Raw genomic sequence first — 22,165 nt, forward strand, 5'->3', positions numbered from 1 at the left:
AGTCATTACGTTCTTCCCCCACTGAATATTAGCCATTCGACATAATCACAAAAAATTTCCCAAGAAATTTTAAATTCATAGAGGATTGGTATGAATTATGTCGAAAGTATAGTTTAGCCAACATTCGATTTTATATTTCATAATAAAAATGTAAGATGACTTTTCGGAATATTGACACTTTTTATTAGGGGGGAGTTTCAATGAAAAAAACTGCATCTACACTATTAAGTATGGCGCTCGTCTTTTCTAGTTTTGGAGCTTTAAGCGCACATGCTGAATCGCTGCAAAAGGAGAAGCAATTTAGTCCACAGTTAAAAGCGAATATTGAACAATGGGGCGACAACAAAATCGCGCAAAATGTTGAAACAAAAACATCAAAAGAAATTTCAGTCATTGTAGAATTGCAACATGCTCCGCTCGCTTCACAAAGTAACATTCAGCATGCTCCAGATTTTAAAAAAGGCAATGTGCAATCATACCATGCACAACTAAAAAAGGCACAAGAGGATACAACAAAGAAAATTAAAGAAAAAGCACCGAAAGCCAAAATAAAAGAAACGTATAGTACATTATTTTCTGGATTTTCTATTTCTATCCCAGGAGATCAAGTTGCTGCTTTAGCTTCTTTACCTGAAGTAAAGGCTGTTTATCCGAACTTAACATATAAATTGCATGAAACAGCAAAAAGCACTACTAATGAAGAAGCGCCAAATGTCGGTGGACCGACAATCGGTGCACCTGAAGCATGGAATTTAAAAGATCCAACTGGAAAACCGCTTGATGGAAAAGGAATGAAAGTCGCTGTTATTGATTCAGGTGTAGATTATACCCATCCTGATTTACAAGCAAACTATATCGGTGGATATGATACAGTCGATGAGGATAATGATCCGATGGATGGCAACGTACACGGTACTCATGTAGCCGGCATTATTGCTGGTAACGGAAAAATTAAAGGCGTTGCTCCAAATGCATCTATTCTAGCTTATCGTGTAATGAATGATGGTGGCACTGGTACGACCGATGATATTATTCAAGGTATTGAGCGTGCTATTCAAGATGGTGCAGATGTTCTAAATCTATCTCTCGGTCAAGATTTGAATGTCCCTGATCAACCTGTAACAATGACGTTAGAACGTGCAGCAAAACTTGGTGTAACTGCAGTCGTTTCAAATGGAAATGATGGACCAAAGCCTTGGTCTGTTGATGCTCCTGGTAATGCAAGTAGCGTCATCTCTGTTGGTGCATCTACTGTTTCTATTCCATTCCCAACATTCCAAGTAGCTGGTTCTAATAAATCTTATCAAGGATTACCGTTATCAAAAGCAGATTTCCAAGTAGGAAACGATGCTCAGCTTGTCTATGTTGGCTACGGTAATTCAAGCGATTACGCTAAACAAGATGTGAAAGGAAAGTTTGCCCTTGTTTTACAAGGAACTTCGAGCGCATTAGTAAAAGCAGAACAAGCAAAACAAGCTGGCGCTCTCGGTGTGCTACTAATTTCTAATGAAAAAGAAATTGACCTTATGCCAGAATATTTCGGACGTGCAGACATAGCTCTTCCAGTTATGCAATTATCAAATACAAATGGCGAAGAGTTGAAAAATTCAATTGCAAAACGAAAGAAAAATATAAAAATTGGACAACCGAACCAAACAGAACTTATTGGTAACTTTAGTTCAAGAGGACCATCACAAGGAAGTTGGCTCATAAAACCTGATGTTGTTGCACCTGGAGTAAGCATTACAAGTACAGTACCAAGAGGTGGCTATGAATCTCATCACGGAACAAGTATGGCTGCGCCACAAGTAGCAGGAGCCGTTGCCTTACTACGTCAAATGCATCCTGATTGGACGACAGAACAATTGAAGTCTGCTCTTGCCAATACTGCAAAAACATTAAAGGATGTCAATGAAAATACATATCCTATTATGGCACAAGGATCTGGTTTAATTAACATTCCGAAAGCAGCTCAAACGGATGCATTAGTGAAACCGAACAATGTAAGTTTCGGTCTTATTAAACCGAATAGCGGCAAAGTAAAACTAACACAAAATATTACGTTACAAAATCTTTCTAGTAAAAAGAAAAGTTTTTCAACTCGTGTCGAGTTACTAGATGCAAATACAAAAACAAAAGTAAAAACTTCCGTCCCTTCGTCAATTAGCATCCAGCCAAATAGTAGCACCGAAAAGCCATTTACGCTCACAGTCGATAGCTCACTACCACAAGGCGTATATACTGGCAATGTATACGTAAAAGACCAGGGAACAAAAGAAGAAACGCGTATTCCATTTACATTTAGCATCGATCCGAAAGAATACAAGCGTATTGATGGCGTTGAAATCGTTAATTCTACTTTTAGTCCAAATAATGACAAAATACTAGATGACAACTTAATCAATTACTATCTAGTTACACCAGTTGAAGATATAGCGTTCCATGCTAATTTAATTACGAAAGAGCATGTGACATACCAAGGCATGGTATACCAAGGTAAAAACGAAAAACCTGGTTATAAATCTTTCAAATGGAATGGTACAAGAACGGACGGATCTCCGTTGCCTGATGGCTTATACCAAATCGAAGCTGTCGCTTCTAACTCTGGCGGAGAAACAAAGCAAACAGGAGCTGTATTTATCGACCGAACAGCACCTAAGTTAACACACGAAATTGATCAAGAAAATCTTGTTATTAGAGGAAAAGTTGACGATATTCTACTAGATTGGATGACAGAATCTGGTTGGGTTGCACCCGGTATTCCAGTGAGAATGCAATATGAAATTAACGGTAATGGCGTGTGGGAAAGTGCGTACCTGAATCCTTGGGAGAAAAACTTCGAAATTTATTTCGATCGTAATCAATTACAACAAGGAAAGAATACTATTCATATTGTAACGAGCGATGCAGCTGGAAATACGACTAATTTAAATGTTGATTTAGAAGTAAAATAAAGTCGTACCACTATTCTTTTGCCCCTATCAAATGTTCCGATAGGGGCTTTTTCTATTTCTCACATAAACAAATGTTAAATAATTCTGAATGTTATGATAGAATTTTTATAAGCGCTTTCAAATTTGGAAAGAGGTGATACAAGCTATACGAAATCAATATGTAGTTTTATAGAAAAAAGGAGGATGTTTAAATGACAAAGAAAACAGAAATTCCATCGCATTTAAAACCATTCGTATCCACACAGCATTATGATCAATACACACCGGTGAACCACGCTGTATGGCGTTACATTATGAGACAAAATCATAGTTTCTTAAAAGACGTTGCCCATCCAGCCTACGTGAACGGATTACAATCATCTGGTATAAATATAGATGCAATTCCTAAGGTAGAAGAAATGAATGAATGTTTAGCACCAAGTGGCTGGGGAGCTGTAACGATTGATGGACTTATTCCCGGTGTCGCATTTTTCGATTTTCAGGGGCACGGATTATTACCAATTGCAACAGATATTCGTAAAGTAGAAAATATCGAGTATACACCTGCTCCTGATATCGTTCATGAAGCTGCAGGCCACGCACCAATTTTGCTTGATCCTACATATGCACAATATGTAAAACGCTTTGGACAAATTGGTGCGAAAGCTTTCTCTACAAAGGAAGAACATGAGGCGTTTGAAGCTGTTCGTACATTAACGATTGTAAAAGAAAGTCCTACTTCTACACCTGAAGAAATTGCAGCTGCTGAAAATGTTGTAATTGAAAAACAAAACTTAGTTTCTGGTTTATCAGAAGCGGAACAAATTTCACGTCTTTTCTGGTGGACAGTAGAATACGGATTAATTGGAAATATAAATGCTCCAAAAATCTACGGCGCTGGCCTCCTTTCTTCTGTTGGTGAAAGTAAACATTGCTTAACAGGCGCTGTAGAAAAAGTTCCTTTTTCCATTGAAGCTTGTACAGGAACAACTTATGACGTAACAAAAATGCAACCACAATTATTTGTTTGTGAATCATTTGAAGAGTTGACTGAAGCACTTGAGAAATTCTCTGAAACGATGGCCTTTAAAACAGGTGGTAAAGAAGGTTTAGAAAAAGCGATTCGCTCTGAAAACTATGCAACTGCTGAGCTAAATAGTGGACTACAAATTACAGGTACATTCAATGAAACAATTGAAAACGATGCAGGTGAAGTGATTTACATGCGTACAAATTCGCCAACTGCATTAGCAATTCATAATAAACAACTAGCGAATCATTCTACCGCTGTACACAGTGATGGCTTTGGAACGCCAATTGGATTACTTACTGACAATATTGCATTAGAAAATTGTACAGATGAACAATTACAATCATTAGGAATTACAATTGGAAATAAAACATCCTTTACTTTTGCAAGTGGCATCCATGTAAATGGAACGGTAACAGATATTGAAAAGAATGATAAAAAGATCGCTCTTATCTCCTTTATTGATTGTACCGTTACTTATAAAGATCGTTTATTATTTGATGCTTCATGGGGTGCTTTTGATATGGCTATTGGCTCAAAAATCACTTCTGTATTCCCAGGAGCTGCAGATGCAGCATCGTTTTTCCCAGCTGATGAAGAAATAGAAGCAACTCCAGCGCCTCTTACATTAACTGAGCTAGATCGTATGTATCAAACAGTTCGTGATATTCGAAATGAAGGTATTTTACACGACGCGCATATCGAGCAGTTAGTAGCAATTCAAGAGGTACTAAATAAGTTTTATGCGAAAGAATGGCTACTTCGCCTTGAATTATTAGAATTGCTTTTAGATCATAACAAAGGGCATGAAACATCCGCAATATTATTACAGCAACTTTCTACTTTCACAACTGACGAAGCTGTAACACGTCTTATTCACAATGGCCTTGCACTACTACCTGCAAAGGATGTGAAAAATGATGCTACGATTAACTGAGGAAGAAGTTCAAGAGGAATTATTGACAGTAGATAAATGGATGATAAAAGATGAAAAATGGATTGAACGAAAATATATGTTTTCCGACTACTTAAAAGGAGTCGAATTTGTCTCTGAAGTCGCCAAACTATCAGAAGAACATAATCACCATCCATTTATTCTTATCCAGTATAAAGCAGTCATTATTACTTTGTCCTCATGGAATGCAAAAGGTTTAACGAAACTCGATTTTGAGCTGGCGAAGCAATTTGATAAACTATTCGTCCAAAATGAAAAAGCCATTATAAGAAAGTAAAAAAAAAGAGAAGCCTTTATTAGGCTTCTCCTTTTATTTTGAAATGAATACTATGTCCAAATGGATCCTCGACTTGTAATATTCCATCCTTGTACGTAGCAATTTTGCCAATATTTTTTAAGCTTTCACATACTTGCTCTTTTTGTTTTTCATCCGCTAGTACAATTGTGAAATATTTCAATCCAACGGAATTTGGCATTTGCGGTGGTATCCCTTCACCTTGCCACGTATTTAAACCGACATGGTGATGATAGCCGCCTGCTGATACGAACAACGCACCATTGCGAGCTGGGATTGTTACTTCAAAACCAAGACCATCCACATAGAAACGTTTCGCTTCTTCTAAATCAGCTACATGTAAATGAACATGCCCCATCACAGTACCTGCCGGAAAACCCTTCCATGTACTTCCTTGCTGCAATAATTCTTCACCAGCTAACGGGTTACTAACAAATGGTAGTTCTCCATTCTCATCACGCCAAACTTCTTTTTGGCGATCATGATAAATTTCAATCCCGTTTCCATCTGGATCAGCTAAATAAAGAGCCTCACTAAAGTAATGGTCAGCACCGCCATGCAGTGGATACACCATTTCTACAAGATGACGAAGAATATTCGCTAAATCTTGTCTGCTCGGTAATAAAATTGCGTAATGATATAACCCCGTTCTCCCTCTTTGCTTTGGTAAGGCTTCTTTCTTTTCTTCAATGATAAGGAGTGGTTCGTTATTTTCATTACCAAATGTAACGACTATTTCATCTTGTTTTAATACTTTCATACTTAGTACTTCTGTATAAAACTCTAGTGATTTCTTTATATTTGATACATATAAATGAACAACATCAAGTGTTGTATCGGGATGAAGTTGAAAACTCATCTTGTTAGCCCCCCATTTAATTTAGTTCTTCTTTAACATTTTCTCTTTGATGAAATTATCTACAAAACCGTCTGCTTTCGCAACAAATAAGTACGCACCCATCGCTAACAATGCAAGCTCTAATTCGAAGCCAGGATTTTTTCCATCTCCTAATAAACCAGCTGACCATTTTACTTTTACAATTGCGCCAACCATAACAAGTGCGAATAATAATCCAATATATCTTACACCTAAACCTAAAATTAATAATAGACCACCAACTACTTCCGCTGTTGCTACACCGTATGCAAGTCCTCCTGGTAAGCCAATGCTTGTGAACCACCCTGCAATATTGTCAATCCCTGATTGGAATTTTGTTAAACCGTGCATAAAGAACGTTACCCCTAACACGATACGAATAATTAAGTTACCGATATGTTGATTCATTTCTTTCTCTCCTTTATAGTTTTCTTATACAAAACTTTTATTCACATTACAAAACATACACTAATTTTTTTTATTCGTCAATTCATTTTCACTGGGAAAAAATATATTTTTTTTGCTATGATACAAATAGTTGTTTACGAAAAGGAGCTTGATTTTATGAATATTGGTTCTGCAATACGTGAAATTCGTCAACGTAGAGGCATAACAATTGCACAAATTTGTGAGGGAACAGGTCTTTCTAAAGGATTTATGAGTCAGGTTGAAAATAATAAAACATCACCATCTATCTCCACTTTAGAAACGATCTCCAATTTTTTAAATATTCCCTTGCCCTATTTATTATTAGAACAAAAAGATCGGTTGAAAGTTGTCAAAAAGGTAGAGCGTAAATATAGTGTATATGGAAAAGATGAACAAAGAATTGAACATGTTGCAGAGCAAGGTGGCCTTCGCCTAAACCTCGTAGAAATTCCTGCTGGGTTTCCGAAAGAAAACACACCAAATGCCCATGAAGGGGAAGAGTGTCACCTTGTATTACGCGGAAAACTAGAAGTTCAACATGGAGAAGATATTGCAATTGTAGAAGAAGGGGATTCTTTCTCCTGGAATGCATGTGTTCCTCATATCGTTCGTAATATAGGGGAAGAAACTGCATTATTACTTATCTCTAGTCATGCAGAAAATCGAAAACGTGTTTATTAAATAAAAAAGAAGCCTGTAACTCAGGCTTCTTTTTATCCCCTTATAACTCCATAGCTTGTCCCAACTAGTACAGTCTTTTCGTCTTGATTGCGATAAACTGACTCTATTGAAACCTTTTTGTATCCTTCCATCTGTTCAATATTTGTTAAAGTTAATTCACAAGTGATCGTATCTCCTGTAAAAACTGGTCTAATAAACTCACTTACTAATTCTCTTGCTATGTAATGTAATTCTTCGCCTACTTTCGTTCCAATACTAGCAGTCAATAAACCATGAACCATTAAACGTCCATTTTCATCATATTCCATATGATGCCTACCTTTATCTCCTGTAATATTTGCAAATTCAAAAACCTCTTCCTCAGTGAATCTTCTTTCGTATTTAAATACATCCCCAACCTTTATACTCATTTTTATCCCCCTAATAATAAACAGAATTTTCTTTCATTTTATCATAAAATGCGTCTTAGTTCAGTTTATATTATTAAAATAGCGAGTCTTTTTCCATACTACTGTTTCTCTTTATCGGTGCCCATCTTTTTTTGCTATTTGATATCCATAGTACGCACATGTTCCATTTCTCGATAGCTCTCTCACCTCAAAACCACAACTTCTATAAAAATCAAAATTACTTGCAGATGTATGTGCAAACCAGTCTCCATGTGGCAGCTTTTGCAAACAAAGAGCGACAAGTTTCTTACCTAGTCCCTTCCCTCTATATTCACATTTCACAACTAAATTTACTATGTTCGCGACCATGATTCCATCAGAAATGACCCTAACCATCGCAACCATCTCTTCTTCATCCCATATTGTGAATGCCCACGTTGAATTTTCAAATGCTATCGTAAATTTTTCAATTTGCCAAGAAGGGATATTATCATTGCTCCAACCGGCATCTTCGAATAAGGTTTTAATTGCATATGCAGGTACACCATTCGTTCCCTCACGAATAATAAGTCCATTATGATAAATGTACATGTAATCCCCCCTTTATTTTTATATACCATTCTTCAAAAGATGCAATTTACCTTTTTTCACCCAACTCGCTTAATAGAATACACGAGAATATCCATCCCATGAAATGAAGTTGTCTTCTCATAACTAAGCCCAGTTTTTCTAGCAACAAATATTGAGGCGGGATGGTCTGGATTAATAAGAGAAATTAACTTATTCATTCGTAACGCTTGGAAGCCATATTCTCGAAATGCTGCCGCTGCTTCTTTCGCATAACCTTTTCCCCAATACTGAGGCAATAACCAATAACCAATTTCAATTTCCTCTTTTCCATCTATTTGCTGCTTTACTAATCCTGCATGACCAATTCGTATTCCCGTTTCCTTTTCAATCAATACAAATAAACCGAGACCGTTTTTATAGCTAGGAATCACCCATTCCTCCAAACTTTTTTTACATTGCATATATGTTTTTAACGTCCCATTTCCAATATAGCGCATTACCTTCTCATTTCCCCATAGTGAAGCGTAGAACTGTAAATCATCCATTGTATATTTGCGAACTTGTAAACGCTCTGTATGAAACATCTCTGCACTCCTTCCCACGAATTTGTACTTAACTACACGAGTTTTGGATATATACTAAATGTTACTATCTATTATAAAGTGAAACTTTAATCAGTGGGGGGTTTTGTTCATCCCCACTGATTATTAGCCTTCACCAATCGGACATTTACAGACAGTGGACCTCTCACCTAACTTCTTTGCTTTAGCTGAATTTTGAGGCGGGAGTCTTACTGCCCACAAATAGTGGGATAAAGGAACTAACGATAAAATACAGAATATTCAATCTAGAAAGAATTAAAAAAGACAGTAGACAAATGTTGTCTACTGCATCCATATCATAACTAGCATAAAGAAAACTACAATTGAGGGGGGTGTAGGATTTTCAATTATACTAGATACTTATCCCGTTCTAACGGGCGGTAAACTTTTCAATTATATGAAAGTGAAAAGTTTACCGCACATAAGAACCTTTGCGGTCATTAAGAGAGCACCGTTAAGTACTCAAATACACGCTGTGCTTTTTCTCCACCCATTCGTGCATGCTGAAGAAGGGAAATACCATGTGGACCAGATGCACGTAATGCTTCTGGTTGTGCTACTAAAATAGCTTGTACAACTTCTAATTCACCGAGCATAGCGGCCGCGAAAATATCCATTCGAGCACCCTTTTCTAATAAATAAAGAGCAATATCTTTACGACCTACATGTGCCGCTGCTCCTAACGCACTTTCCCAATCTGATCCGCCCCAATTGTAAGAGGCATGAAGTAAGCTTGGCGATTCAGCCAACAGTTCTTGTACTTTCTCTAAATCTCCGTGAGCTGCCATAACAAATTCTCTTACTAACTCAGTGGTAATACGTTCTTCTGTTCGCATCTTGCTCCTCCTTTTTTAGAAATTCGTTTTGGTGTAAAAAATGGCTTGTCGCTACCTTGAAAAATATCTACCTCTATGCCGAACACACGTTGAAACATTTCATGACATAACACTTCTTCTGGTACACCGTCATACTGAAGCTTCCCTCGCTTTAATACGAGTAAACGATCACTATATTGAGCCGCTTGGTTAATATCATGTAAAACCATTACAATTGTCATACCAAACTCCTCGTTTAATCGTTTCACAAGTTCCATGACTTCCAACTGATGAACGATATCTAAAAAGGTTGTTGGCTCATCCAATAATAAGACATTTGTACGTTGTGCTAGCGTCATTGCAATCCAGGCACGTTGTCTCTCTCCTCCTGATAAAGATTGTAAAAGACGATATTCATACCCTTCAAGATTTGTAACAGACAATGCCCAATCAACAATTTCTTCATCTTCTTTATTAAAGCGACCACTCCATGATTTATGCGGGCCTCTTCCAAATTCGATTAATTCTTTCACCGTTAAATCTAATTGATGATCATGCATTTGTGGTAACATCGCTAATTGCTTCGCTACATCGGCACTTTTCATCGTATGAATACTTTTTCCATCTAAAATGATATCCCCTTCGCTTTGTTTAAGTAGTCTTGCCATTAAACGAAGCAAAGTAGATTTCCCCGATCCATTCGGTCCAATTAAACTAACGACCTCTCCAGCTTTAATATGTACATTCATATTTTGCATTTGAAATCTTTCAGAATGTGCGTAAAATACTTTATTAACGGAAATCACGTCGTTTTCCTCCTCTATGAATTAAATATAAGAAGAACGGACCGCCTAAAAAGGATAATAAAATACCTACAGGCAATTCAATTGGATCGAACCAACTTCGAGCTATCGCATCCGCGAAAACAAGTAATATCCCTCCGCCAAGGCATGATAATGGCAGTAAATATTTATAATCATTTCCAACTAATAAACGTAACATATGTGGTACGACAAGACCGACAAATCCAATAAGGCCAGAAACACTAACTGCAATTCCAGCTAATAGTGTACTAACTACTATTAAATAAAAACGGCTTCTCTCCACGTTATAACCTAATAATTTCGCCATCTCATCTCCAAGCATTAATACTCGAATATGCTTAATACCAAAGAAGGCTAATATAATAGCGAATATTGCATAATAAATAATCATGTTTAAATGTGCCCAACTTACACCACCAATGCCACCCGCTAACCACGGTAACACGGATTGTACTTTGTCACTATGTAATAACATTAACGCTGACGTCGCTGCACCAATTAATGCATTGATTGACACACCTACTAAGACAATCCTTGAAGGCGGTGCCCCTTTTTGCCATGATAAAGCATAAATGACCATCGCTGTTATGAAAGCTCCTAAAAACGCCCCGAGCGGTAAAAATGCCATATGCTGAGGGAATAAAATCATAATTACAATTGCTACAAGACCTGCTCCAGATGAAACCCCGATAATACCAGGGTCTGCAAGAGGATTTCTCATAACCCCTTGTAGCAGTGCACCAGATGCCGCTAAACATGTTCCTACTATAAATCCAACGAGCACTCTCGGTATACGAAGGTCCCATACAATTCGATGGACCGTCGAACCTTCATCTTGTATGCCTGTTAGAATATCTTGTAAAGAAAAGGATAGACTTCCTGCGAAAAGACCGTAAAAAAGGCCTAAAATCGTTAATACAACTAAAGTAATTGCTATTATCCATCTTTTTTTCGCAAAAGGATGTTCCTTTTCCCTTACTACTTCACTACTTTCCATACTTATCATTTCCTTACATCTTGTATACTTTTATACATAAAGTCCATTGCTTCTGTAACTTTTGTTCCAGGATTTGATCCAAATAAGTCAGGTGGCAAAATAACTACACGATTTTGTTTTACTGCATCTAAATTTTTCCACGCTTCATTTTTCATCATTTCGCCTTCAAATGCTTTTTTAACGCTATTTGGATCTCCATGTGTAATCAAATAAATCACATCTGGATTTGCCTCAATAATGCGTTCTACGCTTAGCTGTGCATATTGCGGATATTCCTTCATTTCTGGAAAATCAGCTGCAATATTTTTCCCGCCTGTTTTTTCTAAAATATCACCTGATAAAGATGTTGGTAATGCCGCTAAATAAGTACCCGGTGCTCCATACACTAGCAATGCTTTCACATCGCTCTTTTTCTCATATGTCTTCATTTGATCATTAATTTTTTGGTTCAGTTCTTTTGCTTTATCTTCTTTCTTCATTATCGTTCCATATAGTTCAATACTCTTTTGAATATCTTGTACAGAATTCGCAGAAGAAATCATTACTTTCGTTCCCTGTCCTTCAACCGTTGGAACATTCTTTTGGAAACCATTGTTAGCAATAAGTACATCAGGCTTTAAGCTGGCAATTTGCTCAAAGTTCGGCTGATGTGCATTCCCAATTACTTGTACTTTCTTTATATCCTCTGGAAGAGTTATTTTTGCATCCGGACGACCCACTATTTTTCCGCCCAACGCATGAATAATATTCATGTCTCCCATACTTAATGTTGCAAAACTCTCTGGCACTTTATCGAATGTTACCTTTCTTCCTGACAGGTCGGTAACTTCGATTTTCTCTTTTCCTTTTTCTGTTTTTGTCGCAGATGCTTTTTCGTCTCCCTTTGCATTGCAACCTATTAACAAGAAAAAAATAGATAAAATCGCTGTGAATAGCGTAATAGATTTTTTCATTCTTTCACCTCTAACTGATAATGATAATCATTAACTACTATTCTACTTTAATTGATAAGGATTATCATTGTCAATATAAACCGCATACATTTTTTACAAAAACAAAAAGCACTACAAAAAGATTCGTTCTTTTCGTAGTGCTCTATTTCATAATATTACTCACATTCATTTCCCTCTAACTGATCTCGCATCACTTTCACACGCTGAAAGAAAAAGAATGATAAACTTAAAAATATAATGGTGCTCCCCATCATAACAAAAGATTGTATTGTTTCTTTTGCTCCATTCGGAATCAATAAGCCAACCATTAACAATGTACTTACAGCGAGAAGGATTTGTCCGAACCGAGTATAATCTTCTATTTTCCCTTGTAATTCTTTCATTATATTCTCACTCCCCTATTTCACTGTATCATATTCTATTAAACTTAAAGACCAGTAAATACAGCCATTCTGGGAGATGTTTTCCAAATGAAAAAGAGCCGCTTTATTGCGACTCTTTCATAACCATTACTCCCCTTTATATGCTTCCATATAAATTTCTTTCAACTCTGAAATAAGAGGTAATTTGGGATTAGCTGTTGTACATTGATCTTCAAAAGCTCTTTCTGCTAATAATCCAACACTCTCTTCAAATTGGTCTTTAGCAACTCCTTGTCCTGCAATACTCATATTTATATTTAAGCTTTTTCCAAGCTCAATAATTGCTTGGACGAGTGATTCCACACCTTCTGCTGTCGAGCCTGCTGGAAGCCCAAGCATTTTCGCAATATGTGCATAACGTTCATCAGCTACAAAGTGCTCATATTTTGGGAACAACGCATGTTTTCTTGGCTTAATAGCATTATAGCGAACTACGTGCGGCATAAGAATTGCATTCGCACGCCCATGCGGAATATGAAATTCTGGTCCAATTTTATGTGCTAAGCTGTGATTAATACCTAGGAAAGCATTTGCAAATGCCATCCCTGCGATTGCAGAAGCATTATGCATTTTTTCTCGTGCTTCTTCGTCATTCCCATCTTTAAATGCTCTTGGTAAATATTTAAATACGAGATCAATGGCCTTTAATGCTAATCCATCTGTATAGTCATTTGCTAGAACAGACACATACGCCTCGATTGCATGTGTCAATACGTCCATACCAGTGTCTGCTGTTACATGTGGTGGTACTGTCATTACAAACTGTGGATCAACAATTGCTACATCTGGTGTTAATTCATAATCCGCGAGCGGATACTTTATATTATTTTTCTTATCTGTAATAACCGCAAATGGTGTCACTTCTGATCCTGTTCCTGATGTTGTTGGAATGGCAACAAACTGCGCCTTACTTCCTAATTCCGGATATTTACATGTACGTTTTCTTATATCTAAAAACTTCTGTTTAATTCCATAGAATGTTGTTTCTGGGTGCTCATAGAAAAGCCACATCCCTTTCGCTGCATCCATAGCTGAACCACCACCAAGTGCGATGATTACATCTGGCTTAAAACTTCTCATCATTTCCGCACCTTTAAACACAGTTTCATCTGATGGATCTGGCTCGACCTCAAAGAAAACTTCGACTTTTACATCATTTGCATGTTTACGTAAATAATGCGTAACCGTATCTACATATCCGTGCTCAACCATTCCTGGATCCGTTACAATAAATGCACGTGAAATGTTAGGCATATTCGCTAAATATGCTGTCGCATGTTTTTCAAAATAAATTTTTGGTGGTAATTTGAACCACTGCATATTCTTTTTTCTATTTGCCAACCTTTTTATATTTAATAAATGCGTCGCTGTTACGTTTTGAGAAACTGAGTTTTTCCCATACGAGCCGCAACCAAGCGTAAGTGATGGAATAAATCCATTATATATGTCACCGATTCCACCTTGTGATGAAGGGGCGTTTACAATAAGACGGCAAGCTTTCATACGTAATCCAAACTGCTTTTGTACTTCTTTATTTGTAGAATGAATAACTGCTGAATGACCTAAACCACCGAGGTTTAACATTTCTTCGCAATATGTAAACCCTTCTTCTAATGAATTTGCTTTTACACAAGCTAATACTGGACTCAGTTTCTCACGAGATAGTGGATACGCTGCTCCGATACCTTGTATTTCAGCTACAAGCATTTTTGTATTTTTAGGTACAGTAATTCCAACTAATTCGGCAATGTACTGCGCTGATTTCCCTACAATATCACTATTTACTGCACATGTATTTTCATTAATAACTAGCTTTTCTAATTTTCTTCTCTCTTCTTCTGTTACAAAATAACAATTGTTTGCAATCATTTCTGTTTTTACATCATCATAAATTTCCTTGTCTATAATGATTGCTTGTTCTGATGCACAAATCATACCGTTATCAAATGTTTTTGATAAAATTAAATCATTAACAGCTCGTTTTACATACGCTGATTTCTCTATATAACATGGTACATTACCAGGACCTACACCTAGCGCTGGTTTTCCAGTAGAATAAGCTGATTTCACCATACCTGCTCCTCCAGTTGCCAAAACAAGCGCAACACCTTCATGGTTCATTAATTGTTTTGTTGCTTCGACAGAAGGTTTTTCAATCCACTGAATACAATGTTTTGGTGCCCCCGCCTTCACTGCTGCATCATATACTGTTTTCGCCGCTGCAATGGAACAGTTTTGTGCTGAAGGATGAAATGCGAAAATAATTGGATTTCTCGTTTTTATCGCGATCAATGCTTTAAACATTGTTGTCGATGTTGGATTCGTTACTGGCGTTACCCCAGCTACTACACCGACAGGTTCCGCAATTTCTATTATTTCTTCATGAGGATCTTCGTGAATAATCCCTACTGTTTTATCTTTCTTTATGCTATGCCAAATATATTCAGTAGCAAAAATATTTTTAATGCATTTATCTTCATATACACCACGACCCGTTTCTTCAACAGCCAACTTCGCAAGCGGCATATGTTGATCAACACCTGCTAATGCCATTTCATGAACAATGTTGTCAATTTGCTCTTGTGTAAAACTTTCTAATGCTTGTAAAGCCTTTCGACCGTTATTCACTAACGTATCAATCATCTCTTTTACTTCCTGCATTTCATTTACAACTTTCTCTTTGACTACCATGTAAATTCCTCCTATTCTGCTATCATGGACTAAATAAGACCTTATAGGTCATAATAAGTCCCGATTAGCGCAAAAAAAATAGAGTTGCTTTCCTACATGAACCTCATTGTTTGTGAAATATTTCACAAGTTTGTTCGTGAGTAACATTTCATGAACTTAATATACATGAAATTATTTCATTTGTGTATGTCTATTTTGTGAAATGTTTCACAAAATAATATAATAAAAATGCACCGCCTATATGAGCAGTGCATTTTTACTATGCTAGCGCTTGTGCTAGATCTTCAATTAAATCTTCACCGTCTTCAATACCGACAGAAATACGAATTAATGTATCTGTAATTCCTAATTCTTTACGGCGATCTGCTGGGATTGATGCATGTGTCATTTGAGATGGGATAGAAATTAAACTTTCTACTGCCCCCAAACTTTCAGCAAGTGTAAAGTATTGTAATTTCTCAAGTACTTTATTTAATGTTTCTTCACTATCTACATCAAATGAGATAATAGCACCAAATCCATTTGCTTGTTCTGTTGCAAGTTCATGGTTTTGATGTGATGCAAGACCTGGGTAATATACTTTATTTACTTTTGGATGGTTATTTAAAAACTCGGCAATTGCGCGTGAATTCGTTTCATGCTCTTCCATTCGAATTCCTAATGTTTTTAAACCACGAAGTAGTAAGAAGCTATCTTGTGGGCCAAGAATGCCTCCTGTTGAGTTTTGTACAAAGTGAAGGTCTTCTGCTAATTGCGGGCTATTTACAACTACTAGGCCTGCAACTACATCACTATGACCTCCTAAATATTTCGTTGCACTATGAAGTACAATGTCTGCTCCTAAAGTAATCGGCGACTGCCAATATGGCGTCATGAATGTGTTATCGATAATTGTTAATAAATCTTTCTCTTTAGCAAGAGTAGATATTTTCTTAATATCAGTAATTTTCAATAATGGGTTCGTTGGTGTTTCCACATAAATTGCTTTCGTGTTTGGACGAATTGCTTCTACAACTTCCTCTAAGTTGGTTGTATCTACAAATGTATGCTCAATACCGAAGCGATTTAATACTTTCGTGATAACGCGGTACGTTCCACCATACACATCATCTGTTAAAATAACGTGGTCACCTTTTGAGAACAACATAATTGTAGCTGTAATAGCAGCCATTCCTGAACCAAATGCAAAACCAGCATGACCGTTTTCTAATACTGCAATCATTTCTTCTAAAGCTGCACGTGTTGGGTTGCCTGTACGTGAATATTCATATCCTTGATGCTTACCAACCGCTTCTTGTTTGTACGTACTTGTTTGATAAATCGGTACATTTACAGATCCAGTTGAAGGTTCTCCTATGCGAATACCATGAATTAACTTTGTCTTTGCTCTCATTTTTTATTCCCATCCTTTGTATATGTCTTTACTTAAATAACGCTCACTACTATCAGGAAAAATCGTTACAATATTTGTACCTGGCGCCGCTTGCTCTGCTTCAAGTAAACTTGCATGAAATGCCGCTCCTGAAGAGCTCCCAACAAGCAGTCCTTCTTTTTGCGCTAATTCCTTTACTCGTAAAAATGCATTTCGATCAGAAATTGTATGAATTTCATCAAAATAAGATGTTTTCAAAAATGGCGGGATGAATTCAAGGCCGATCCCTTCTGTTTCATGCGAACCAGCTTTACCACCATTTAAAATGGATCCTTCTGGTTCCACAATAACCGTTTTTATATCTACATTTTTTTCTTTCAAATAAGATGCAGTCCCCATGAATGTACCACCAGTTCCTGCTCCTGCAACAAATATGTTAATCTCTCCGTTAAGTGCCGACCAAAGTTCAGGACCTAGTGTTTTGAAATAAGCACGCGGGTTTGCTTCATTCGCAAACTGACTTGGAGAGTATGAATTCGGTATTTCATTTACTAATTCTTTTGCTTTTGCAATTGCACCGGTCATTCCTTGCTCAGTTGGTGTATGCACGACCGTTGCGCCTAGCGCTTTCATTAATTCTTGTTTTTCAATACTAAATTTCTCTGGTACACAAACAATAACGCGTAAATCATGTTGTAACGCTGCAAGTGCCAGTCCAATACCAGTATTTCCAGCAGTCGGTTCAATAATTGTTCCACCCTGGGTAACAAGCCCTTTTTCTAGCGCATCTTCGATTAATTCTCTTCCTAAACGGTCCTTAACGCTTCCACCTGGGTTATAAAATTCAAGCTTTGCAAATAAACGGACCCCTTCTGGAAGTGAAAAACGAGTAATTTCTACAATTGGTGTATGACCAATCAACTCATGAACTCCACGATATACATTCATCGTGTTCTCCCCCTTATTTGCCAATAAAGAAAAGGCAACTGTATGTATTTTCTTTATATGAGACAGTTGCCTTTTTGTTACATTACTTTAACTCTTCTAGTACTTTTACGATAAAGTTTGTAGAATGAAGAGCTGCTTGATCTAAAAATTGATCAAATGAAACATTTGATTCTTTACCAGCAATATCAGAAAGTGCACGAATAATAACAAACGGAACTTGATATTGGTGGCATACTTGTGCAACAGCTGCTGCTTCCATTTCTACTGCATAAAGATTTTCGAATTTATCACGAATTGCTGCAACGCGGTTCGGATCACTCATAAATGAATCACCTGTTGCAATCATACCTTTTACAACTTGAATATTTTCTTCTGTCTGCATACATTTCTCAGCTAATGCAACTAATGCTTCATCAGCCTTGAATCCAGGAGGCATTCCTGGTACTTGACCATACTCATAGTTAAATGCTGTTACATCTACGTCATGATGACGAACTTCTGTTGAAATAACTACATCTCCAACGTTTAGAGAATGATGGAAGCCACCAGCTGAACCAGTATTAATTACTTTTTCAGGCTTATATCTTTCTAATAAAATTGTCGTTGACATCGCTGCATTTACTTTACCAATACCAGACTTTAACAAGATTACTTCATGTCCTGCTAATTGCCCTTTCGTAAATTCACAACCCGCAACCGTTTCTGTTTCTGCTTGTTCTAATTTGTCACGTAAAATACGTACTTCTTCTTCCATTGCTCCAATTACAGCAATTCTCAATCTAATCCCTCTTTCTATTGCTTAGTTGCCTCCATTACCCAAACGAAATGATTTAATCTCGTAAACGTTACATGGAAGCCATTGTTTTCAAAAATAGACTGCATGACTGGAATACGTGTATAGTATTCCGTTTGCAAATCGTTTGCTAACTGATGAAAACCTCTTTGTTTTGCTGTTTCAACAGTTTTATCATATGCATCTTGATCTGCAAATATCGTATCAGCAAACACTATTTTACCACCTTTGTTTAGCAATTGACTATACTTCGCAATCGCTACATTTTTTTCATCATCTGTTAAATGATGAAATGCATAGGTGCTTACTATGGTATCAATTGAATTTGGGACTTCAAACGAAAGAAAATCACCTTCTGTAATAGAAAACTCTTGCGGCAATTTCTCTTTTGCAATCATGCGCATTTCACGTGACGGCTCTATACCGTAAACTGTGCGGCCAGCAAGTAATAATTTATTTGTTAAATTACCAGTACCAACACCAAATTCTAATACATTACCAAATGACTTGTTAACTACATCCTCTAGAATGTCCTCATAATGGGCGAAAACTTCTTTATATTGTATATCTTCGCCTTGTACAAATGAGTCGTACGTATGAGCCCACTCATCAAATAAACCATTAAATTCTGTACCCATAAAAATTCCCCTTTTTCTTATCGGTTTTATCAGTATGATATGCCCTCTTTCTAAAAATGTCAATTGAAATGTACATGGCATTTCCTTCTTTTCTTTGTTACACTATAGTTGATTACATAGGAGAGGGGCCGTCTTCATGTCATTTACCTTTGAAATGTTAGAAGATAAAGTAGAGTTTTTCGAAGCAGGAGACTTAGCTTCTTTGGAACGAAAAATTAGTGAACAAGTCGATAATAATAAAGCACTTATGCTTGAAGTTCATCACATCTCGCATCAAATGGTTATGGATCCCGAAAGCAAAAGGCCATATTACAGCGCGGTTGTTCATTTTAAATTAAAGAAATTACGCTAACTAAAAAAGAGAGGCTCCTTAGGAGCCTCTCTTTTTTAGTTCAGAGTTTGAACAAGTACTGGTTTCCAGCCCTCATTGTCTACCCAATCAATATTCACATAATATTTTTTACCCGATTGTTTATCTTGTACGTTACCGTAAGCTTTATTTTTACCGTTATTTCCGATTCGATGAATAACTAATTGCTCTACTGGAACGTCAATTGCAGCTGAAATAGCTTGATTCATCTCATTCCAATCTGCTGTACCTTTTTTAAACGTCATCGCAGGTGTTGCACCTTGCTCTGTACCTACTGGCTTCCAAGAAGATTTCGTATAAGCATCTGTTGCCTGTGACTGTGTTTTTTCAGCTGGTGCTTTCTCGTCAGCTTTCGCTTCTTCTTCTACTTTTTTCTGTTCTTCTTCAGCCTTTAGCTTCTCTTCTTCTTCTTTCTTCTTAGCTTCTGCCTTATCTTGCTCGTTCTTCTTCGTCTCTTCTTTGCCTTTAGCTTTCTCAGACTTATTCTCTTTCGTTGTTTGCTGAGCTACTTTTTTATCACTAGAAGACGCTTGTTCTTTTCTTTCAGGAACAAACAATTGATATGATACAATAGCTACTAATATTAATACAATTGCAATTGCAATATTTAAAACACCGTTTTGACGACGTTTTTGTTGTTTCTGTTGGAATCTAGATCCTCCTGCCATTCTTCAAACCTCCATGCAGTTTTTCATACTTGCTATTGTAACATTAAATCTAGAAAGGTTGAACATTTACAATAATATTTTCACGAAATGAAAACATTTCACTATGAATTGCAAGATTACTTTTCATTCTCTAATCGATAGATTGATTCTACGATAGCTTTGAAAATAGGTGTAACTTTATTTACATTGCTATTCGTTTCTATATCCACGATAACTAAAGCATATCGTGGATTTTCATATGGAAAATAACCTGCAAACCAACGATTCACTTTCGTCCCTTTTCCTGTTTGCGCTGTCCCAGATTTTCCAGCGACACTTAGTGGTAACGACCTGAATGCTGCTCCTGTTCCTTTCTCCGTTGTTACAACGCCCCTTAATAACTCTTGTAATGTTTTCACCGCTTCATACGAAAGCTGTTTCCCGCCTATTGTATGGTCTTCAAATGTATAAAAGTCCGCTCCATTTTTATACATTATTTTTTCCACAGCTTTCACTTCCATCTTTTCTCCATCTCTAGCAATCGTTGCCATCATATTTGCAATCGCTAGAGGTGACATACGTACATCTTTCTGTCCAATTGCTGTTTGCGCTACCGCCTTTTTACTATTCTTATTTCCTTCACTACCCCAAATCGTAACCCTCTTCTCCTCTGGCATTTGCTCAAAATGAGTTGTATGAAATACAGAACCTTTCCATCCAACCTTACCAGCGGCTCCTAACGCTGCTACGTAAGTTTCTAACACCATCTTATCCTTTTGTATTAGCTCATTACCTAACTCTGAAAATGTCCTGTTACAGCTTCTAGCAAAGCTCTCTTTAAAACTAAGTGTACCCATCATAACTTGTGGGTGGTCTTCACCATATAAATCTTGATTACAATTAAATGTACGATTAAACACATTTTCATTTTGATCAATCACTGCCGCTGCAACTATTGTTTTAAAAACAGAACCGGGAAAATGTGGTGTTAACATTTGATTTTCAAGTGTAGTTGTATATAAACGCTTATCCTTCACCTGTACAGATGGTTTACTGACCATCGCTAAAATTTCATTTTTCTTTACATCAAGTAATACTAATCCCCCCTTCTTTATTTCGCTTGCTTCAACCACTTCTTCTGCTTTTTGCTGTAACCCGTTATGTAAAGTAGTTTGAATCGTCACTGGATAAAACGGATTTCCAGGCGCAGTATATTTCGCTTGTTTTCCAAAAATCGGTTCTCCTTGTCGGTCTACTTGATACAATACTTTCGCCTCTCCATCGGTCAAAAGAAATTCATCCAATGATTGCTGCAATCCTGAAATACCAATTGGCGTTTGCCTTGAAATTTTTCTCACTTCTCCGTATCGTTTTTGAAATTCTCGTTCATTCTCCCCCACATCGCCAATTAAATGATTCATCGCACCAGTTTGCCGTAAACGAACTTCAGCTGCTACAATACCTAATACATTTAATTGATTTACCTTCTCCATCTGCTCTCGTGCCAAGCGAAATGGACCATTTCCCCTTTGCATGATAAATGCACTTTTCTTGTCTTTCATTTGAATTTCAATCTCTTGTCTCGACACACCAATGATATGCGCAATTTTCTCTAACATGTCATTTTTTATTTGTAGAAATGGAAAAACAATTAAAACAGGATACTTTTCCTCACCTATTTCCTTACCGTTCCGATCTATAAAGTGACCTCGTCCATCATCTACCGTAATGGATTGCGTCCGTTGTGTAACACTTTTTTCAATTAAATTTATCTTACGATCTGTAAATGATTCTGTATCTATAATTTGTATTTGAATTAAACGACAAAGTAAAATAAACATGATACATATAAAACAAATTAAAACAATTGTAATTCTCCGTTTTATTTTCATAAAAAAACACCTCGTCTATTATAGTTTGGACGGAGTGTTTCA

At 36.8% G+C, this 22,165-nt stretch carries 22 protein-coding genes; 5 read left to right on the forward strand and 17 right to left on the reverse strand.

Annotated elements, in window-relative coordinates:
- Positions 1-200: 200 nt before the first annotated feature.
- The 3 genes from F8162_RS12020 to F8162_RS12030 all read left to right on the forward strand — a co-directional run bounded on the left by F8162_RS12020 (position 201) and on the right by F8162_RS12030 (position 5,195).
- Positions 201-2,954 (forward strand): S8 family peptidase, encoded by a 2,754-nt coding sequence (locus F8162_RS12020; protein WP_151633641.1) that lies wholly within the window; start codon positions 201-203, stop codon positions 2,952-2,954.
- Positions 2,955-3,145: 191 nt separating this feature from the next.
- Positions 3,146-4,900, forward strand: coding sequence for an aromatic amino acid hydroxylase (locus F8162_RS12025; protein ID WP_151633639.1), 1,755 nt, complete (start codon positions 3,146-3,148; stop codon positions 4,898-4,900).
- Positions 4,881-5,195, forward strand: coding sequence for a 4a-hydroxytetrahydrobiopterin dehydratase (locus F8162_RS12030; protein ID WP_098667246.1), 315 nt, complete (start codon positions 4,881-4,883; stop codon positions 5,193-5,195). Before F8162_RS12025 ends, F8162_RS12030 begins: the two co-directional genes overlap by 20 nt.
- A 19-nt stretch (positions 5,196-5,214) precedes the next feature.
- Here F8162_RS12030 and F8162_RS12035 read toward each other — a convergent pair whose 3' ends face one another.
- On the reverse strand, positions 5,215-6,072 hold the full coding sequence (locus tag F8162_RS12035) for a VOC family protein (RefSeq protein ID WP_151633637.1): 858 nt from the start codon (positions 6,070-6,072) through the stop codon (positions 5,215-5,217).
- 21 nt (positions 6,073-6,093) lie between these two features.
- On the reverse strand, positions 6,094-6,498 hold the full coding sequence (locus tag F8162_RS12040) for a DoxX family protein (RefSeq protein ID WP_151633635.1): 405 nt from the start codon (positions 6,496-6,498) through the stop codon (positions 6,094-6,096).
- Positions 6,499-6,654: 156 nt separating this feature from the next.
- On the opposite strand from F8162_RS12040, the gene F8162_RS12045 reads away from it, so the two are divergent.
- Entirely contained in the window at positions 6,655-7,200 is a 546-nt protein-coding gene (locus F8162_RS12045) for a helix-turn-helix domain-containing protein (protein WP_151633633.1), read from the forward strand.
- A 32-nt stretch (positions 7,201-7,232) separates the two neighbouring features.
- Here the strand turns inward: F8162_RS12045 and F8162_RS12050 are convergent, their stop codons facing one another.
- From F8162_RS12050 to F8162_RS12115, 13 genes are all read right to left on the reverse strand, one after another.
- The gene (locus F8162_RS12050) at positions 7,233-7,610 is read right to left on the reverse strand and encodes a MaoC/PaaZ C-terminal domain-containing protein (protein ID WP_151633631.1); all 378 of its coding nucleotides are present in this window, start codon (positions 7,608-7,610) and stop codon (positions 7,233-7,235) included.
- 111 nt (positions 7,611-7,721) lie between these two features.
- A complete protein-coding gene (locus F8162_RS12055; protein ID WP_151633629.1) occupies positions 7,722-8,180 on the reverse strand; it encodes a GNAT family N-acetyltransferase in 459 nt (152 codons plus the stop codon).
- Positions 8,181-8,236: 56 nt separating this feature from the next.
- Positions 8,237-8,743 carry a GNAT family N-acetyltransferase gene (locus F8162_RS12060; RefSeq protein WP_151633627.1) on the reverse strand — a complete coding sequence of 169 codons (507 nt, stop codon included), beginning with the start codon at positions 8,741-8,743 and terminating at the stop codon, positions 8,237-8,239.
- 458 nt (positions 8,744-9,201) lie between these two features.
- On the reverse strand, positions 9,202-9,597 hold the full coding sequence (locus F8162_RS12065; RefSeq protein WP_061677232.1) for an ankyrin repeat domain-containing protein: 396 nt from the start codon (positions 9,595-9,597) through the stop codon (positions 9,202-9,204).
- Entirely contained in the window at positions 9,564-10,382 is an 819-nt protein-coding gene (locus tag F8162_RS12070) for an ABC transporter ATP-binding protein (protein ID WP_151633625.1), read from the reverse strand. Before F8162_RS12070 ends, F8162_RS12065 begins: the two co-directional genes overlap by 34 nt.
- Positions 10,369-11,397 carry a FecCD family ABC transporter permease gene (locus tag F8162_RS12075; protein ID WP_151633623.1) on the reverse strand — a complete coding sequence of 343 codons (1,029 nt, stop codon included), beginning with the start codon at positions 11,395-11,397 and terminating at the stop codon, positions 10,369-10,371. Before F8162_RS12075 ends, F8162_RS12070 begins: the two co-directional genes overlap by 14 nt.
- Before the next feature lie 5 nt (positions 11,398-11,402).
- Positions 11,403-12,350, reverse strand: a complete 948-nt coding sequence (locus tag F8162_RS12080; RefSeq protein ID WP_151633621.1) for an ABC transporter substrate-binding protein — start codon at positions 12,348-12,350, stop codon at positions 11,403-11,405.
- A gap of 155 nt (positions 12,351-12,505) precedes the next feature.
- Positions 12,506-12,733, reverse strand: coding sequence for a YrhC family protein (locus F8162_RS12090; RefSeq protein ID WP_000661459.1), 228 nt, complete (start codon positions 12,731-12,733; stop codon positions 12,506-12,508).
- 126 nt (positions 12,734-12,859) lie between these two features.
- Entirely contained in the window at positions 12,860-15,463 is a 2,604-nt protein-coding gene (adhE, locus tag F8162_RS12095) for a bifunctional acetaldehyde-CoA/alcohol dehydrogenase (RefSeq protein ID WP_151633619.1), read from the reverse strand.
- Between the two features lie 259 nt (positions 15,464-15,722).
- Positions 15,723-16,856: a bifunctional cystathionine gamma-lyase/homocysteine desulfhydrase gene (locus F8162_RS12100; RefSeq protein ID WP_097818246.1), complete on the reverse strand. Its 1,134-nt coding sequence runs from the start codon at positions 16,854-16,856 to the stop codon at positions 15,723-15,725.
- 3 nt (positions 16,857-16,859) lie between these two features.
- The gene (locus F8162_RS12105) at positions 16,860-17,783 is read right to left on the reverse strand and encodes an O-acetylserine dependent cystathionine beta-synthase (RefSeq protein WP_048562250.1); all 924 of its coding nucleotides are present in this window, start codon (positions 17,781-17,783) and stop codon (positions 16,860-16,862) included.
- A gap of 82 nt (positions 17,784-17,865) precedes the next feature.
- Positions 17,866-18,561: a 5'-methylthioadenosine/S-adenosylhomocysteine nucleosidase gene (gene mtnN, locus F8162_RS12110; protein WP_151633617.1), complete on the reverse strand. Its 696-nt coding sequence runs from the start codon at positions 18,559-18,561 to the stop codon at positions 17,866-17,868.
- A 14-nt stretch (positions 18,562-18,575) separates the two neighbouring features.
- Positions 18,576-19,214 (reverse strand): class I SAM-dependent DNA methyltransferase, encoded by a 639-nt coding sequence (locus F8162_RS12115; protein WP_098670110.1) that lies wholly within the window; start codon positions 19,212-19,214, stop codon positions 18,576-18,578.
- Between the two features lie 136 nt (positions 19,215-19,350).
- Here F8162_RS12115 and F8162_RS12120 point away from each other — a divergent pair, with 136 nt between their 5' ends.
- Positions 19,351-19,566 (forward strand): YrzA family protein, encoded by a 216-nt coding sequence (locus F8162_RS12120; protein WP_151633615.1) that lies wholly within the window; start codon positions 19,351-19,353, stop codon positions 19,564-19,566.
- Between the two features lie 35 nt (positions 19,567-19,601).
- Here the strand turns inward: F8162_RS12120 and F8162_RS12125 are convergent, their stop codons facing one another.
- Both F8162_RS12125 and F8162_RS12130 read right to left on the reverse strand, forming a co-directional pair.
- Entirely contained in the window at positions 19,602-20,252 is a 651-nt protein-coding gene (locus tag F8162_RS12125) for a YrrS family protein (protein ID WP_151633613.1), read from the reverse strand.
- 116 nt (positions 20,253-20,368) lie between these two features.
- A complete protein-coding gene (locus tag F8162_RS12130) occupies positions 20,369-22,123 on the reverse strand; it encodes a peptidoglycan D,D-transpeptidase FtsI family protein (RefSeq protein WP_151633611.1) in 1,755 nt (584 codons plus the stop codon).
- Positions 22,124-22,165 lie beyond the last annotated feature (42 nt).

Origin of the sequence: Bacillus sp. CH140a_4T, assembly GCF_008923725.1 — a bacterium.
Taxonomy (GTDB): Bacteria; Bacillota; Bacilli; order Bacillales; family Bacillaceae_G; genus Bacillus_A.

Coding starts and splice junctions, on each gene's coding strand:
- F8162_RS12020 (WP_151633641.1), top strand. CDS start 201: ATGAAAAAAACTGCATCTACACTATTAAGTATGGCGCTCGTCTTTTCT.
- F8162_RS12025 (WP_151633639.1), top strand. CDS start 3,146: ATGACAAAGAAAACAGAAATTCCATCGCATTTAAAACCATTCGTATCC.
- F8162_RS12030 (WP_098667246.1), top strand. CDS start 4,881: ATGATGCTACGATTAACTGAGGAAGAAGTTCAAGAGGAATTATTGACA.
- F8162_RS12035 (WP_151633637.1), bottom strand. CDS start 6,072: ATGAGTTTTCAACTTCATCCCGATACAACACTTGATGTTGTTCATTTA.
- F8162_RS12040 (WP_151633635.1), bottom strand. CDS start 6,498: ATGAATCAACATATCGGTAACTTAATTATTCGTATCGTGTTAGGGGTA.
- F8162_RS12045 (WP_151633633.1), top strand. CDS start 6,655: ATGAATATTGGTTCTGCAATACGTGAAATTCGTCAACGTAGAGGCATA.
- F8162_RS12050 (WP_151633631.1), bottom strand. CDS start 7,610: ATGAGTATAAAGGTTGGGGATGTATTTAAATACGAAAGAAGATTCACT.
- F8162_RS12055 (WP_151633629.1), bottom strand. CDS start 8,180: ATGTACATTTATCATAATGGACTTATTATTCGTGAGGGAACGAATGGT.
- F8162_RS12060 (WP_151633627.1), bottom strand. CDS start 8,743: ATGTTTCATACAGAGCGTTTACAAGTTCGCAAATATACAATGGATGAT.
- F8162_RS12065 (WP_061677232.1), bottom strand. CDS start 9,597: ATGCGAACAGAAGAACGTATTACCACTGAGTTAGTAAGAGAATTTGTT.
- F8162_RS12075 (WP_151633623.1), bottom strand. CDS start 11,397: ATGGAAAGTAGTGAAGTAGTAAGGGAAAAGGAACATCCTTTTGCGAAA.
- F8162_RS12080 (WP_151633621.1), bottom strand. CDS start 12,350: ATGAAAAAATCTATTACGCTATTCACAGCGATTTTATCTATTTTTTTC.
- F8162_RS12090 (WP_000661459.1), bottom strand. CDS start 12,733: ATGAAAGAATTACAAGGGAAAATAGAAGATTATACTCGGTTCGGACAA.
- adhE (WP_151633619.1), bottom strand. CDS start 15,463: ATGGTAGTCAAAGAGAAAGTTGTAAATGAAATGCAGGAAGTAAAAGAG.
- F8162_RS12100 (WP_097818246.1), bottom strand. CDS start 16,856: ATGAGAGCAAAGACAAAGTTAATTCATGGTATTCGCATAGGAGAACCT.
- F8162_RS12105 (WP_048562250.1), bottom strand. CDS start 17,783: ATGAATGTATATCGTGGAGTTCATGAGTTGATTGGTCATACACCAATT.
- F8162_RS12115 (WP_098670110.1), bottom strand. CDS start 19,214: ATGGGTACAGAATTTAATGGTTTATTTGATGAGTGGGCTCATACGTAC.
- F8162_RS12120 (WP_151633615.1), top strand. CDS start 19,351: ATGTCATTTACCTTTGAAATGTTAGAAGATAAAGTAGAGTTTTTCGAA.
- F8162_RS12125 (WP_151633613.1), bottom strand. CDS start 20,252: ATGGCAGGAGGATCTAGATTCCAACAGAAACAACAAAAACGTCGTCAA.
- F8162_RS12130 (WP_151633611.1), bottom strand. CDS start 22,123: ATGAAAATAAAACGGAGAATTACAATTGTTTTAATTTGTTTTATATGT.